The sequence below is a fragment of the Mycobacterium sp. TY815 genome, from assembly GCF_030755135.1.
Lineage (GTDB): Bacteria > Actinomycetota > Actinomycetes > Mycobacteriales > Mycobacteriaceae > Mycobacterium.
This window is the reverse complement of sequence record NZ_JAUFRX010000004.1, coordinates 43,748-58,241: the sequence shown is the minus strand read 5'-3', so window position 1 is coordinate 58,241 and position 14,494 is coordinate 43,748. Positions and strand designations below refer to the sequence as shown.

At 61.4% G+C, this 14,494-nt stretch carries 9 protein-coding genes and 1 pseudogene; 5 read left to right on the top strand and 5 right to left on the bottom strand.

The features are described 5' to 3' along the window. Positions 1-908 precede the first annotated feature (908 nt). A complete protein-coding gene (locus QXK92_RS30195) occupies positions 909-1,517 on the bottom strand; it encodes an HNH endonuclease (protein WP_306248122.1) in 609 nt (202 codons plus the stop codon). 106 nt (positions 1,518-1,623) lie between these two features. On the opposite strand from QXK92_RS30195, the gene QXK92_RS30190 reads away from it, so the two are divergent. Continuing rightward, positions 1,624-2,268 carry a hypothetical protein gene (locus tag QXK92_RS30190; RefSeq protein ID WP_306248120.1) on the top strand — a complete coding sequence of 215 codons (645 nt, stop codon included), beginning with the start codon at positions 1,624-1,626 and terminating at the stop codon, positions 2,266-2,268. Between the two features lie 1,822 nt (positions 2,269-4,090). Then, the gene (locus tag QXK92_RS30185) at positions 4,091-5,560 is read left to right on the top strand and encodes a serine/threonine-protein kinase (RefSeq protein WP_306248117.1); all 1,470 of its coding nucleotides are present in this window, start codon (positions 4,091-4,093) and stop codon (positions 5,558-5,560) included. A 254-nt stretch (positions 5,561-5,814) separates the two neighbouring features. On the opposite strand, the gene QXK92_RS34200 is transcribed toward QXK92_RS30185, so the two are convergent. Then, entirely contained in the window at positions 5,815-6,396 is a 582-nt protein-coding gene (locus tag QXK92_RS34200) for a DUF732 domain-containing protein (RefSeq protein ID WP_371934622.1), read from the bottom strand. 588 nt (positions 6,397-6,984) lie between these two features. Then, positions 6,985-8,150, bottom strand: a protein-coding gene (locus QXK92_RS30180; protein WP_306248115.1) for an IS3 family transposase whose coding sequence is annotated in 2 segments (ribosomal slippage) — positions 6,985-7,863 and positions 7,866-8,150 — 1,164 coding nt in all. Because the reading frame shifts where the segments join, the coding sequence is not laid out codon by codon here. 254 nt (positions 8,151-8,404) lie between these two features. Between QXK92_RS30180 and QXK92_RS30175 the strand changes: the two genes are divergently transcribed. Continuing rightward, positions 8,405-8,887 carry a hypothetical protein gene (locus QXK92_RS30175; protein WP_306248113.1) on the top strand — a complete coding sequence of 161 codons (483 nt, stop codon included), beginning with the start codon at positions 8,405-8,407 and terminating at the stop codon, positions 8,885-8,887. A gap of 185 nt (positions 8,888-9,072) precedes the next feature. Here QXK92_RS30175 and QXK92_RS34195 read toward each other — a convergent pair. Both QXK92_RS34195 and QXK92_RS30170 read right to left on the bottom strand, forming a co-directional pair. Further along, a pseudogene (locus QXK92_RS34195) lies at positions 9,073-9,279 on the bottom strand (phage major capsid protein); the annotation flags it as partial. Between the two features lie 978 nt (positions 9,280-10,257). Further along, positions 10,258-12,102: a hypothetical protein gene (locus tag QXK92_RS30170; RefSeq protein ID WP_306248111.1), complete on the bottom strand. Its 1,845-nt coding sequence runs from the start codon at positions 12,100-12,102 to the stop codon at positions 10,258-10,260. On the opposite strand from QXK92_RS30170, the gene QXK92_RS30165 reads away from it, so the two are divergent. Together QXK92_RS30165 and QXK92_RS30160 are read left to right on the top strand one after the other, a co-directional pair. Further along, on the top strand, positions 12,056-14,206 hold the full coding sequence (locus QXK92_RS30165; RefSeq protein WP_306248109.1) for a hypothetical protein: 2,151 nt from the start codon (positions 12,056-12,058) through the stop codon (positions 14,204-14,206). The two genes, QXK92_RS30170 and QXK92_RS30165, sit on opposite strands and share 47 nt — an antisense overlap. Then, positions 14,207-14,443: a tyrosine-type recombinase/integrase gene (locus QXK92_RS30160; protein ID WP_306248108.1), complete on the top strand. Its 237-nt coding sequence runs from the start codon at positions 14,207-14,209 to the stop codon at positions 14,441-14,443. It begins immediately after the preceding gene. Positions 14,444-14,494 lie beyond the last annotated feature (51 nt).

Below are 14,494 nucleotides of genomic sequence, written 5' to 3'. Positions count from 1 at the left end.
CGCCCCGGGAGACCTCCACGCCGGCGCACCGCGTACCTTCGCCTACGTAATGAGGCTGCGCAAGTAGGTCGTCACCACCCAAACAAACAACCCGCCAACGGGATTCGAATTCTCACTTCATCTGGGGCGCCGCAGGTAGACCGCTACATCGTGCCCCAGATTCAATGAGAACGCCGCAATACAGAGACTTAAACCTATCTGATACATTGATGTTTCCTATGTGGTGTCATGGCCGCTTCGTCATCATGACGATGCTGTGCGCCGCCCTGTTTGTGCCAAACTGTGTTCGTGCGGCGGAGCCGCACCGGGGGACCGATGTGGCTTCTCGTTTGATCTGGCGACACCTGGCGGGCTTGATATGATCGGGCAACCGCAGCCCAGCTAGCAAACGCGCCAGAGAATTCGACCGATGTTGATACCACCGATATCCAATGAATGCCGCCGTGTTCCACTGTGCAGCAACATGTTTCGGTAAATCCACCGTCGTGTTCAGGGTTGGCTTGCAGCGAGTTGCCTCCTAGTGCAATGTGATTCGCGGCCTGCAACCAGCGTCGCCGCAGAGCACATCCTTGATTCATCTGATGCATCAGCAAGGATGCTGTGGGCACGCAGCCGGATCCGTCGGGCGCAGTCGCCACGGCCGGGTTGCCGGGTCGAGCGGTTCGACGGTGCTCCTACTCCCCCGCCGGGGGATAAACGAACCCGCACGTGTGCTTCACACTTCGAGCTTGGCGGAACCTGTCAACCTGATGAGGCATGACATGCGGGCTGTTCAACTTCGCGGTGGCTTGGGCTTTGCGGCGGAACCGCTGCTGAAACGTGGCGTGGTCCGAGTAGTGAGCGGGCGGGGTCTTGGTGGCTACGACGCGGTCGGTCACCGTGTCGTGCGCCCTCCATTACCTCGCCCATCAGTTTTCGGCTTCCGTCGACAAGGCTATCTGCCTGCGCTCTGCTAGCACCGCTTTCGTCGCAGCCAGCCATCGGCGGATGTAATCGTTGGCACCGATTTCCGGGTTGCGGTCGACGTAGCGAACGAACCATCCGGTTAGGCCGTCCCATTCGGTGCAGTCACCACAAGGTTTCCGCAGCGTCCAGTTCAGCTCCTCTAAGGTCCAATGCGCCTTTGCGGAGTTCCGCAGCATCGACGTCGTCACCCAGTTCGTGTCGTTATCGACGCCACGTCGCGAGACCGGGACAACGTGGTCAATCGAGGGAAAGAGCTCCCAGAAGGCAATATGGGTTTGAGACATCGCCCAGTTCGGATGGGCAGGAAAATCGTCTGGCAGAGCGAGCGAAAGCGCCCGAAGTGCACCCGGGTGAACCAGCCGGGCGCCGGAATAGCGGTCGGTGAAGCCGTCTCGGAAAAATATCCGAAGGCACTGCCGCTCGCTGTATCGACGATTCACTTTGTCGACAGCAACGAATCGATACTCTGCCCGAAGAATTTCGCGACCCGCTGCGAGAGAGTCGCCTTCTAGGGCCGCGCAAACGCGCTCGAGAATTGTGGCCTTGTCCACTGTTCCTCCGTCGTACACCTTGATAGTCACCCTGCAACATACCGCCGCGCCGGCAAGGCTGTGCTCACCACAAGTAAACAAGGATCACGCCTGCCATTCTTAGCGAATGGATTACCTCCAGCTGGCGATAGCCCGCGCGCGCATCGAGATCCCGCCCAACGTCGTGGGTTGGGCCCTCGATTCAGTTACTCCAATGCTCCGAGCATGGACGGCACTGCTGACCCGACGCGAGGTGACCGACGCGCAGGCCTGGACGCTGCTATGGCGGGGCGGCAGGCTGGAGAGATCCGTCGAGAAAGTGCCTCAGGGAGAGGCGGGCTATTACGTCTGCAACGCATCATCGGACAGGCTGGCCGGGCATGTCGCTTCGTACTTGGCGCGACCCGACGTCCCACCAGGCGCTATCGCACGGATACGTGAACACTTCGACGGGACCGTCCTTGCCCGACTGGATCTCTTACGCGCCGTGACACGCCGCGATGGCAGCGACACCGTCTCCCATGAGTTGGCAGCAGAACCACCTGTCAACTCTTCCCGCGGCCACCAACTGGGCCCACGTGAGCTTGCGCTCGTCGAACGGTATCGAAACGATGCGCGCACCGAGGCCCGCGAGAGAGCCCAAAGCATCGCGGCGCAGACATCGGCAATTCTCTCGGAAGACGACCTAATTGGTCGCGTGGAATATGCACGCCGCCATGGTGTGCGGGGCTTCGAGGGCCTCGAAGCGTGTCTCTTCGGCCGCGAACGATAGCGCCGCTGCCCGAGTCCGCCGATGCGGCCAGCGCCAAATGGCTCGAGGAAATCGCGGCCAGAGAGCTGGTCTACTCGACCGACTCCTTCCGCCTCGGCCCAAGCTTGTCTGCACTTCGCCCCATTGTCCGTATGCATCGAGATCCCTCCGACCGGTCTGCCCAAAGGTGGGGGCCCCGCCGGATCCGAGACTTCGGTCGAGCCGGGACTGTCCCTCTGACGTTCTCTCTCCCGTCCGAGGAAGGAGAGTTCGTCATCCGCAAACTGGGCAATGACGTACGCCGCTACGAGAAACTCGCCGACCTAATTGAGGAACGGCCGAACGTCCCTTTAGGTCGCCTATGCCATACCACAGGAGGCAGAGCACCAGCTTGAAGACCTCATGGCTCAGCAGCGCAAGGTGAAGGTGAAGATAACGAGTGGGCGGGCCAGTCCTACCGCATGAAAGACACCCAACACCGAAAGGAGACCACCCTGAGGGGGACCCGGTTGGTGGTCCCCCGGAATCGACCGCCTTGCTGTACTCGCTGCTGTACGACGGTCTAGTGTTGCGGATCTGCAGCTTGTTCCGGTACCGGCAACCCAACGACGCCGATTCAGCTGAGTCCAACGTTCCGGGAAAACTGCGCCCCATTAGCGTGGCCAGCAAAGTCGTGGAGCCCAGCACCAGGTGCGCCCGGGTCGCGCGTCGGCACTCCGCTGGCCGCGATGCCCAGACATCTAGTTTGCTCGATGCCGAGGTGTCCGCAACGTGCAGGCCGCGTGGAATACGGCGGATTCGAATACGGCGGGTTACCAGTAGATGCCCCCCGTATTCTCTAACATGTTGCACCGCAACGAATTTCGACACTACTCCCGTACCGATAACCTGCTCAGTCTGTATTGCGCTCGTATGGAGCGCTCTGGCCGCAGTCGATTGGAGCGAGTGCAAAGCGATTGATTCATCAGATGAATCAGCCTGAGCGCTCTGGCGCCAGATGACGATGTTCGCATGCTCAGTATTCAATTGCGCTACTCCCCCGCCGGGGGACCGGGTCTGTGGAGTGCGCAACGGCAGCGGGCGGGCGCCAGCGGTCCTTCGGGTCATCCACGAATTCTTAACTGGCCGGGCGGCAGATCCCGCAATATCGTCCGGCCCTCGGACTGCACGCGGCGTCAGCCACCGTCCGCAGCAAACTAGCGAAACGTCATGCAGTGTCGAGACATATGGCCCCACACATCGCGGCGAACGGAACCCGGGTCTCTCACGCCGCCGTCGGCGGGATGGCGACGCTACCCAGCGTCGACCATCCAATACGGCGGACTCGAATATGGCGGGTTACCAGTAAACGCCGCTGTATTTCCAAACATGCCGTGCCGCAGTGGATTGCGGGATCGCGGGTAATGTCGATAATGTATGTCATTCGTATTACTTCTTTCAAGAAGGGCTTTTCTGCGCAGCCGATTGGAGTGAGTGCAAGGGCGATTGAATCATCAGATGAATCATGTTGAGCCCTCTGGCGGCAAATGGCGGTGTCGCTTGCTTGGTCTACGGATTCAATTGCGCTACTCCCCCACCGGGGGACTGGGCCAGTAGGGCGCGCAACGGCAGTGGCCGGGCGCCACGGCGGGAGTGCAAAGCGATTAATTCATCAGGTGAACGAGCCTGAGTGCTCTCGCGCCAACGACGGTGTCGCATGCTCAGACCATCATTCAATCGCGCTACTCCCCCGCCGGGGGGCCGGACCGCTGGCCGAGAAGTCAACGCCAGCGGCTCTATTGGCTGAGCATCTACCGCGATCTCCTGAACCCGGACGGACCGTGCGCGGCGATAGGATCCCGAGATGACGCTCGGGGTGGGCGATGTATTCGCTGGCTATACGATTATCAGACTGTTAGGCGCTGGCGGCATGGGCGACGTCTACTTGGCGCAACATCCGCGACTACCACGCCGGGAAGCCCTGAAGATCCTGCGGCACGACGTCTCGGCCGACGAAACCTTCCGGCAGCGATTCATCCGCGAAGCCGACTCCATTGCTGACCTAGAGCACCCGAATATCGTCACCATCCATGACCGGGGAGAGGATGACGATCGGCTGTGGCTGGCCACCCAGTATGTGGATGGCACTGATGCAGCCAAGCGGTTGCGGGACAGCTGTCCCGCAGGGATGCCCGTCAAAGAAGCACTGACCGTCATCACCGCTATCGCCGAGGCCCTCGACTACGCCCATGATCGGGGCTTGCTCCACCGAGACGTCAAACCGGCCAACATCCTGCTCGCACAACCCGACCGGGATGGCAACCGACGGGCATACCTCGCCGACTTCGGAATTGCCCGCCCCCTTGATGACCCCGCCGGCTTAACCTCGACCAATTTCACCTTGGGAACCTTCTCCTACGCCGCCCCCGAACAACTCATGGGCAAAGCCCTCGATGGGCGCGCCGACCAATACGCTTTGGCTGCAACCGCGTACCATTTCCTCACTGGCATGCCACTGTTCCCCCATTCCAGCCAAATTGCCGTCATCAGCCAACATCTCACCGAACCGGCCCCGGCGCCCTCGTCGATTTATGCCGAACTCGCATGCTTCGATGCCGCGTTTGCGCGGGCACTCGCCAAGGGTCCTGAAAATCGATTCCCGTCCTGCCGGGACTTCGCCCACGCACTCAGCGAGGGGTCAACAAAGACCGACAACGAGTTTTCGCCCACCGCGACAACCCAGCAGGCCCAGATTCGGGTCACTGCACCGGCAACCGAGGAAACATGGCGCCGTCCCCACCGCCGTGGCCTGCTCATGGCAACGGTCTTGGTGGTCCTGGTCGCCGGCGGGCTACTCTTTCGGGCCTGGGCCCGCCAGAGTGGGCCAACGATCTCAACGCCTAGTACAGATGCACGGCCTACCACGGACTCCGCAAACCCGACCCCGCACGTCATTGCCCCTGAGCCGTCGAGTGCTCCGCCGCCGGCACCGGTTACTAGTAACGCCTTGCCTCCATCCCAAACCCCGTCCACGGCGCCGCGGCCGACGTACCCGCCAGCAGGACAAATCGGTTCGGCATGTCCACCCCCCGGCGGCACCATTGGCACCGGCCCGGACGGCGCGATCTATTACTGCGAAAGAATCGAGGGCACGGACGGCTACGAGTGGACATTGACACCCGGCCTCATCCCAAATCCGGCATTGCATCAGCCCCTGAACATCCCCGCTGGCAGCCCCTGCATGGTGCCGGGCCTAACGGCAGACACCACGAATGGAACCCTATATTGCAAACTGTCGCCCTACGGCCAATGGCTGTGGCTGCCTGGCCCCTAGAAGCAGTTGACAGGCCTGCTCTGAGCCGCATTGAGCGCCTGGCGCGACGCTGGCGCTCGCAGGACCCCGGCGAGGTCATCGCAAACAGGGTATCCGGACGCGCGCCTGGCTCTGAACGACAAACTGCCTAGTTCGGCCGCTTGCGTTAGGATCCCGAGCTGAGCTGCATGCCTCAGCGACACGGTTCTCTGCGCATGTGGCTGCACTCGGCAAAGATTCACTAGGCGAGATGACGCCCGCCCGCCCCCGCTGCATTACGGAAGGGTTATTTTCCACTGTCCAACAGTCGCGTAGAAATCTTTGGAGTACTGTGGACAGTATGTGCTGATCGCGGCACCGGTCACAGCGAAGAGTTGGTTCACAGTCCAATTGCCCTTAGCCAGGTTTATCAGAGTCATGTCCAAGCCAACAACGATGGGATCCCTCGACTTGGTTTCATTGGTTCTATCTATTTCTCTACACGTTTGCTGCGCAATGAAAACGGTGCTGTCGTTGCCTGTGAAACCAATCCGATTCAGCTCGCTCAGATAGGATTGATCCTGTTTCGGATCGGCATGCGAAGCTGGTGCAAGAACTAGCGGGATCGTTAAGACGTGCAGCGCAATTCCGCTAATGAGGAGCCTAATTTTTTGCCTCACCTGAGCGCTGCCTCGACCAAGTACGGGGAGCTGCGCAAGTCCCGTCGTCCTTGTTGTGACGGTTCGGCGCCACGCGGCACCTGATGTTGCGCTCTTAATCTTCGGGCGTACCTCCAGCCGTCCTGCACCTCTCTCATGGGAACTAAATTTAATCAACACGGGTCCACTCTCCGCAATTGTTAGATTCGAAGGCGGCATCGGTTGTCTCGATGGTGACCACTACGGATTGAGATAGCGAAACCATGTCGTTGGCAATGATGTTGCCCTGGCTATCGGGTCGCGCCCAGTAACAGTCAGAGACCCTTCACAATCACACGCAGCGGCGGCGTAACAACCCTGGACGGCCACTCCTGTCCGCGGCCCGGAGAGCAACGGTTTGAACTTGGGCGGATCCATCCACCGCGAGCCACGCTCGCATGGCAATCTGTGGGGTGCAATCCGGACTGGCACGGGCATCGATCGAGCGGACCTGGACCGAGGTTCGGCGGATGAGCTGTGATTTGACTGAGTGGCGCTACACGACGAGCGCCATCCGAACGCTTCGCGTGGAGTCGGGCCAGTTCATCCTGCGCTGCCTGCTCTTAACCTCCACTGCCCGCATTCGGCTTTCGGACCGATCCCGTTGCCGATTTCCCCAGCGTGAAAACCGAACGTCTTCGGTTTTCACGCTGTCCCCGAACCCGTTGCCGTACATTGCTGAACAGTGCAAACATGCGAAACCCCAAGCTGGCAGCGACTTTCGTGGGCAAATAATTGGGTCTGATGCACGAATAGGTGACAGTTTCTTCACGCGGCCTGGCTGGCCGGTGTGGTCATGATTGCTTCGTATTCGATCGGGGTCAACCGTCCCAGAGCGATCTGACGTCGGCGGCGGTGGTAGGTGCGCTCGATCCAGGTGACGATCGCGATGCGTAGCTGTTCGCGGGTGACGTAGCGGCGGCGATTCAGGACGTTCTTTTGCGGCAGGCTGAAGAACGATTCCATGGCGGCGTTGTCGCCAGCCGCGCCGACTCGGCCCATGGATCCGGCCATGTCATGACGGCCCAGGGCGTGAACAAATCGTCGGCTTCGAAATTGCGATCCGCGGTCGCTGTGGACGATGCAACCGGCGACATCGCCGCGACGGGCGACTGCGCTGGCCAATGCCTGTGTGGCCAGTTGCGATTTCATCCGCGAGTCAATCGAGTAGCCGACGATGCGGTTAGAGAACACGTCTTTGATCGCACAGAGGTAGAGCTTGCCTTCGCCGGTTCGATGTTCGGTGATATCGGCTAGCCACAATCGATTTGGCGCGTCAGCGGTGAAACGGCGACCGACCAGATCATCGTGAACCGGCGGCCCGACCTTGCCGTTCTTGCCGCGCTTGCGTTTGCCGAACGCGCTCCACCAGCCGTTGCCCGAGCAGATCCGCCAAGCGGTGCGCTCGGCCATCGGGTGCCCGGCGTCGCGGGCTTCTTCGACCAGGAATCGGTAGCCGAACTCCGGGTCATCGTGGTGGGCGTCGAACAAGGCGTTGGCCCGATGCGCCGCAACATATTCGGCGTCGGTGACCGGATCGGCCAGCCAGCGGTAGTAGGGCTGGCGGGCGAGCTTGAGGACCCGGCACGTCACCGCCACGGGAATCCCGTTGGCGGCGAGCTCTTTCACGAGCGGGTAAATCCTTTTCCCGGCAGGTTCGACTGCGACAGATATGCCGCGGCCCGGCGCAACACCTCGTTCTCCTGTTCGAGCAGCTTGATCCGCCGGCGGGCCTCCCGCAGTTCCGCCGCCTCGCTGGTGGTCCTGCCTTGCTTGGCGCCATCGTCCACATCGGCCTGACGCATCCACTTCGACAGCGTGATCGGATGCACCCCGAAATCGGCGGCGATCTGCTCCAGCGTCACACCGTCGTCACGGTTGCGGGCCACGCGCACCACGTCGTCGCGGAACTCCTTGGGATAGGGCCTTGCCATGGTGACATCCTTCCAGCCCGCCCACCTGGGCAAGCCATCTCAGGTGTCACCTATTCGTGCATCAGACCCATTCTTTGTTTTTCGTTCGGGGGGGGGTATGTAGCCAGCGGGTGGGGAGTGTTGGCTGGAACGCGCCAGCGCGGCTCCCCCACCCCCTGGGGGTTTAGCCAACGCCTGGCCACCAGCGGCGCAAGCGCGCCGGCAATATGGAGTGACACGACGGACGGCATGGGGATAGCTGATACCGTGCCGCCATGTTGAGAAGGATGCTTTCTGTCGGCATTTTTGGATTCGCAGCGATAGCGGCGTCGGCCTGCGGTGCCAGCTCCGAGAGCAGCAAGCCCAGCACAGTCACCGTAACGGCACAGCCGACGACAACCGCCCAGGCTGGAGCGGACTGGAAGTACCTCAAGACGCAATATGCCGCCCTGCTTAGTCGCGACTGCGGCAGTGACGCAGCGGCTGATGGCGTGTGGGCGGCATGCGTGGGACTGCAATACGTCGATATGGATTCGTTTTATCGTGACGCACAATCGTTGCCCATGAGCAAAGATCGCGCTGATCTGCTTAAAGCAATCGAAGATTACAAGCGGGACTACGGGATCTGGCAACAAAAAATGTGCACCCAGAGTGCCAGTGCCACACCAGAGACCGCCCAGTGCATCACCGTACCTCTGCAAATGTCGTTTGAACACGACCTCATGGTGAGGTTGGTCAACCGCAACGCCGGAACATAAATGCCAACAAATAGCTGAAGCGCGAAACTCGTTAAGCCACCAGCATCCGGAAAGCAGCGTAGTTGACCGAATCGCTGCCGTAGCGGGGATACATGTACATCCCCCGCTGACCGGTGGGCCGCTGGTTGGGGCCGAGCAAGTGCTGGATCAGTTCCACAGCGCTGCCGATCCGGTTGGGAAACAACGAAGTTGGAGAAGTCTTCGTACAGCAGCACTGGGTCGTTGCCTGCGCCGCCGCCCAGCGTGGCATCCATGTTGGACAGTTCGTCGACCGGCTTACCGGCAAGTGTGGGTTGATCGGCCCGCAACTCAGGAAACATCACCGACCCGTTCGCCGTCTCAAGCTGGCGAAGTTGGTTGAGGATCGCAAGATTCGTGCACCAGCGGGCGTTGGCCTGCCAGCGAGGACCTGACTTGGCTCACCCAATGTGTGAGCCAAGTCAGGTCACACGCACACGATGATCTGATCCAGTTTGCGGCGCGGCCGATTGCACGGGCGATTCTTCAGGGGGCCAAGCTTCAGCGACGTCGGCAAATTATCAGGAGCCCGCGGCTTGTCGGCCTTCAATACGCAATGGCTAACAGCAAACGATCCTCCCGCAGGCCGGTGTAGCCGTATCCGGTCTGGGCCGCCTGCGGGATCTGGCCGGCAGTCATTGCCTCTCCTGTCAAATTCCACCCCATCCCCTGAAGCGCATCGTGTGGAATACGGCGGGATGAAGTATGGCGGGTTACCAGTAAAACCCGCCGCATCATCTAACATGATGCACCGCAACGTATTTCGACACTTGCTCCTGTGCCGACAACTTGCGTTGTCTGTATTCCCTTTTATGGAGCGCTTTTGGCCGCAGTCGATTGGAGTGAGTGCGAAAACGATTGATTCATCAGATGAATCAGTCCGAGCGCTCTGGCACCAAATGACGCGGTGTTCGCTTGCTCAGTATTCAATTGCGCTACTCCCCCGCCGGGGGACCGGACCGCTGGCCGAGAAGTCGACGCCAGCGGCTCCATTGGCTGAGCATCTACCGCCGCATCCCTGCCCGGAGTATTCATCAAACACGCATGAACCGCAGCGGCCGCTGACCGGTCCGAACTGACCGTCGGAGCGATGCTTCTCATCCGTGCCGGCCTTAATCCCCACCTTGGTTGCGGACTTGCGGTTTGACCGGCAGAGGGCACATACCCTGGTTGCGAGGTTTCCCAAGAGACACAAGGAGTCCGGTGACGGCGCGAAACGGCACGGTCCGTGATCAGGCCGAGGGCGATGGTGCTACCTCGGAACCCGGCACCAGCGCGACGGGGGCGAGGAGGTCTGCTGAAAAGCCGCTGCAGTCGCTGACCCCAAAGTACGAGGAGAAGCACCACGGCACCTACCTGAAGCGCTTGGAGCAGGCGGTCAAGGACCCGAACAACCTGAACATCGCACTGACGGGGTCGGTGTCAATGGCGTTCTGGTCGAACGCGGCCCACCGATCGGCGTCGAGAGCTTCGGGGACGAATACCTCCAGTCCGGCCTGGTCGAAGGCGTGTCCAACCATCGTCGGCCCACCTTTTTCCTGGTGGGCCAGCACAATGTCGAGGGAGCGGGCCCTGGCGACAGCAGCCCAGAAGTCATAATCGTTGCCCTGTTGGGCGGCGAACTCTCGGGAGCCGACCTTCAATCGATAGAGGTTCCACCGGTTGCCGTGCAGCGACGACTTGGCGTCCCTTACGCTCAACGCGAAAAGGTCAAGGCGTTGGCCGAGCTGCTTCGCAAGCCGCTCATGCTCGCGGACCCTTTCTGGCCTGGCCAGCAGGTCGCGGATCCGCTTCTCATGGGCGCTGATGGTGTCGCGGGTGAGGCGCTGGGCGAAGTCGTAGAGCCTGTCCAGGTCGCTGTCACGCCGCGTGATGTTCTCGAAGTCCTCCAGGTGGAAATTCTTGTACACGACCAGCGCGAAAAGGTGTGTGGCATCCAGGCCCGGAGCAGTTGAGGTGGGTGCAGGCGGCTCCAAGAGACGCTCGGCGAAGACCAGGTACTCGTTGCACATGTTGCGCATCAGCCGCATGTCGGTGCAGTGCTGCGCGACCGTGTTGACGAGGCGCGGATCGATGCCGGTGATGTCGCGCTCGTCGAGCAGCTGAACGAGCAGGTCGCGCGCGTTACGGTGCGAGATGAACGGCACCACCGGGATGACGATGTCGAAGAACTTCGTCCGGTTCGCCCGTAGGGTCTCAGCCGCAGCTTCGTCGAGATCCGGCTCTGCTATCGCTGTTGGGCCCTCGTTTTGGCCCTGAGGTGCGAATGCGAGTATAGCTGCGGAACGCTTGGACGAAGGCTTCGCAGGGGTGGCGTCAATCTGGCTAAAGACGCTGTCACGCACCGCGTAGATGAATCGCAATGGCTCGCCCAGTCCCAGGACGCGTCCGGCCCGCGGGTACGGCAGCTTGGTCTCGAGCCGGCCGGGCCACTCTTCGTTCATCCGCCCGAGCACTTGCGCGAATGCGCGCCCGAGGCGGTTCCCATTGCGCTTCCTGCGCCTCTCAGGGGTGTTGTTGAGGAGCACGTTCAGTTCGCGCAACGCCTCGAAAATGTTCGGGTCCTCGAATCGGTCTAGGTCCTCGAAGATGACAACATCCTTCGGCTCCTGCGCGAAGTAGTGCACGATCTCGTCGATGTATTTGTCGAAGAACGTTTGCGGTTTCTCCGAGAGCGTGAGGGCGGCGCCGCCAGCTGACACGTCCTTCACGTCGTATCGGCCATGAGTTAAGAGCCGGACCACTGTCACCAGCGCCGTTAACAGCCCAACAGCAGCCACCCAGGCAACCACCCGCAGGCATATAGGATCTTCCGCAGTGGGCCACTTCAGGTGCGGCAGCACGCCGAATATGTACGCCAGGCCCACGAGCGGGAGCACGACCGCCGCGGATTGCATGAACGCCCTGCGCCGACTCAGAACCGCGATCTTGTTGAACCGAGAGTTCTTCCCAACCTTCTCCGAGGCGCCGTAGAGCAACTGCTTGACGATCTCCTTCTGGATGCGGTTTGTCGTGCTCTCACCCTCTTCGCCGGGCGCGAGGGTCGAGATGGCGAGCCGCAGAACCGCCCTCTTGTTTCTGGCCTCGAACTTGTTCAGCACGCTCGACTTACCCGCGCCGTAGCGGCCAACGAAGGAGATAGACATCGAGATGCTGCGGCGCGCCGACTTCGCGGACCTTGTCACGACCGAGTTCATCCTGACGCTCCGAGACGGAGAAGCAGCGTCGAAGAAGCTCACACGCCTGAAAAACTCTGGAAACTCGCACACGTTCGCGGACCTCACGGACGCGACGTTAGAGTCCGAGCTCGCCCGCGACCTTGTCCGACGCGGCTACATCGACCGGAATTACTCGCTGTATGCCGCCCAGTTCTACGGAAACTTCACCGGCGTCGACGTCGCAAACTTCATGGTCCAGCACGTTCAGCCGAATGTCATGAACATCGACTACGACCTGAGCCGCCCGAAGGAAGGCGGACGCGAAGGCGCAGCCGCGAACCTTCTGATAGAAGCCGAGGAAGCCGGCGAGGACCTGCTGAACACGGTCGTCGCATACAACATCGACCTCCTCAACCACCTCTTGGAGACTGATGAAGCCGGTGCCAGCACGGTCGCGCGGCACCTCATCGCCACCTGGCCCGAGGAGAACGCTCGCAACTTCTTCGCGGCCTACTTCACCTCAAAGAAGGCGCAACGCGAGAAGTTCGCTGAGCTTCTGACACGTTGTGGCTGGCGAGAGGTGTTCACCTACCTGACCTCACACGACGACGTACCCGCCGACGCACGAGTGACTCTGGTCAATGCCGCCCTGGCAGCGTTTGACCCACACACGTACTACGACCTCGGTGAGGACGTCTGCGACCTCCTCACCGCGAAGTACAACCGCATGTCCGTCTTCACCGAAGCACCGCACGCGCAACACTCGTCGGCCGACAAGGCCAAGCAACCCATCTCTGAGAGCCTGCCTCAGCGACTCGACGTGATGCTGCGCCGTGGCAATGTCGTCCTGCCTGAGCTCGCGCCGTTGAACGACGAGATCCGCGCGCTGGTCATCGAGGGAAACCGGTACGCCCTGACGGCTGACAACCTACGCATCGCTCTGAGCCTCGAGGACACCGACTCGGTGTCCCTCGAGACGCTCACGTCCGCCGCCGGCAGCGAGAGGGTCTACGCCTACGCCCTCTCAGACCTCCCCGGCTACCTCGCTGCGATCGACGGCGACGAGCAGACCACCGCCGCGTTGACCACGCCGCGTACCCTCGGCAAGGTGCTCGTCGATATGGTCGAGCAAGCGACTGACGAGCAGGAGTCTCAGGAACAGCACTGGGACGGTGTTCATGACCTCGTCGACCTCCTCGCCCAGACCTCGCCGACCGCTCAACTGAGCAACCTGCGCGACGCCCCGGTGGTCACATGGAAAGCGCTCGCCGACGCGAAGCTGTTCCGCTCTTCCCTGGCTAACATCGAGGCGTACCGCGGCAAGGTCGGCTCCATCGATGACCACCTCGCGGGGCTGCTCGAGTCCGCCGCGACGATCCACGTCGACGAGGACGGAGACACTACTGACCCTGATGGTAACGAGTACGACCGTCAAACCGCCGCGCTCGCCATTCTTAACACAAGTGCGCTACCGCCGCAGGTGCGCGTCGCCCTCGTCATCTCCCTGAACCCGGCGACACCGCTACCGGCGGCGGATGTCGACGCCGAGGGCAACGACCTGTTCGCACGCCTGCTCAACGCCGGCTTGGTCAGTGACGACGCGGAGACATTCACGCACCTACGTACCGGCGGGTGGGCCGCCCTGCGTCCCGCCATCACTGTCTCTGACGGAGTTGAAGCCTTCCTCAACCCTGCCATTCTCGAGGGTGTGGTCGCCGATGCACTCGACGACGGCAATACCTCACTCAAGGTGGCAGGAAAGGTCCTTGCAAACGTGAACGAGTATGTGCCGGAGGATGACTCGGTGGCGTTGCAGGCAGTCGCCATTTACGCGGACCGGAACGGGGTACCGCTCGACCCCGCCGTCGTGGCGCGTATGGCCAGGGTCGGCGACGGGCACAACGCGACCCTGATGCTGCGCCTACTGGACCGGGCCTCTCCATCCGCGTCAGCCGACCACATCGTTGAAACCTTCTCGGAGTTGGGGCCGCCGTACAACCGCATCACGAACTCTCAGGACTCGTTCGAGCTTGACTTCAACGATGTCCATGACCGGCTATTGAAGGTCTTACAGGGGGATAACCGCATTACCCGGGGATTCCCACGAATCCCCAAGCGCCGATATAGCGTCACCGTGCTCTGATTGTCCTGTTCGGTTTATGAGTCATCCGCAGCGACAGCGGACGCCCTCGTCCACGCGCTGCGACACACCTACACCACGGAACTAGCGAACACCAACATCAGCGTCCACACCCTCATGAAACTCCTTGGCCACGACTCCACGCGGACCTCTCAGCGGTACGTCAATGCTGCGGGGGCTGGAACCCGTGCCGCCGCGGCGAAAGACCCGCTCTACCGCCTCACCGCTGATCGTCACTAGTGCCGCTCTGACGGCTGCGGTAACCAAGTGGTCAACCTCCGGGTTCGCGCC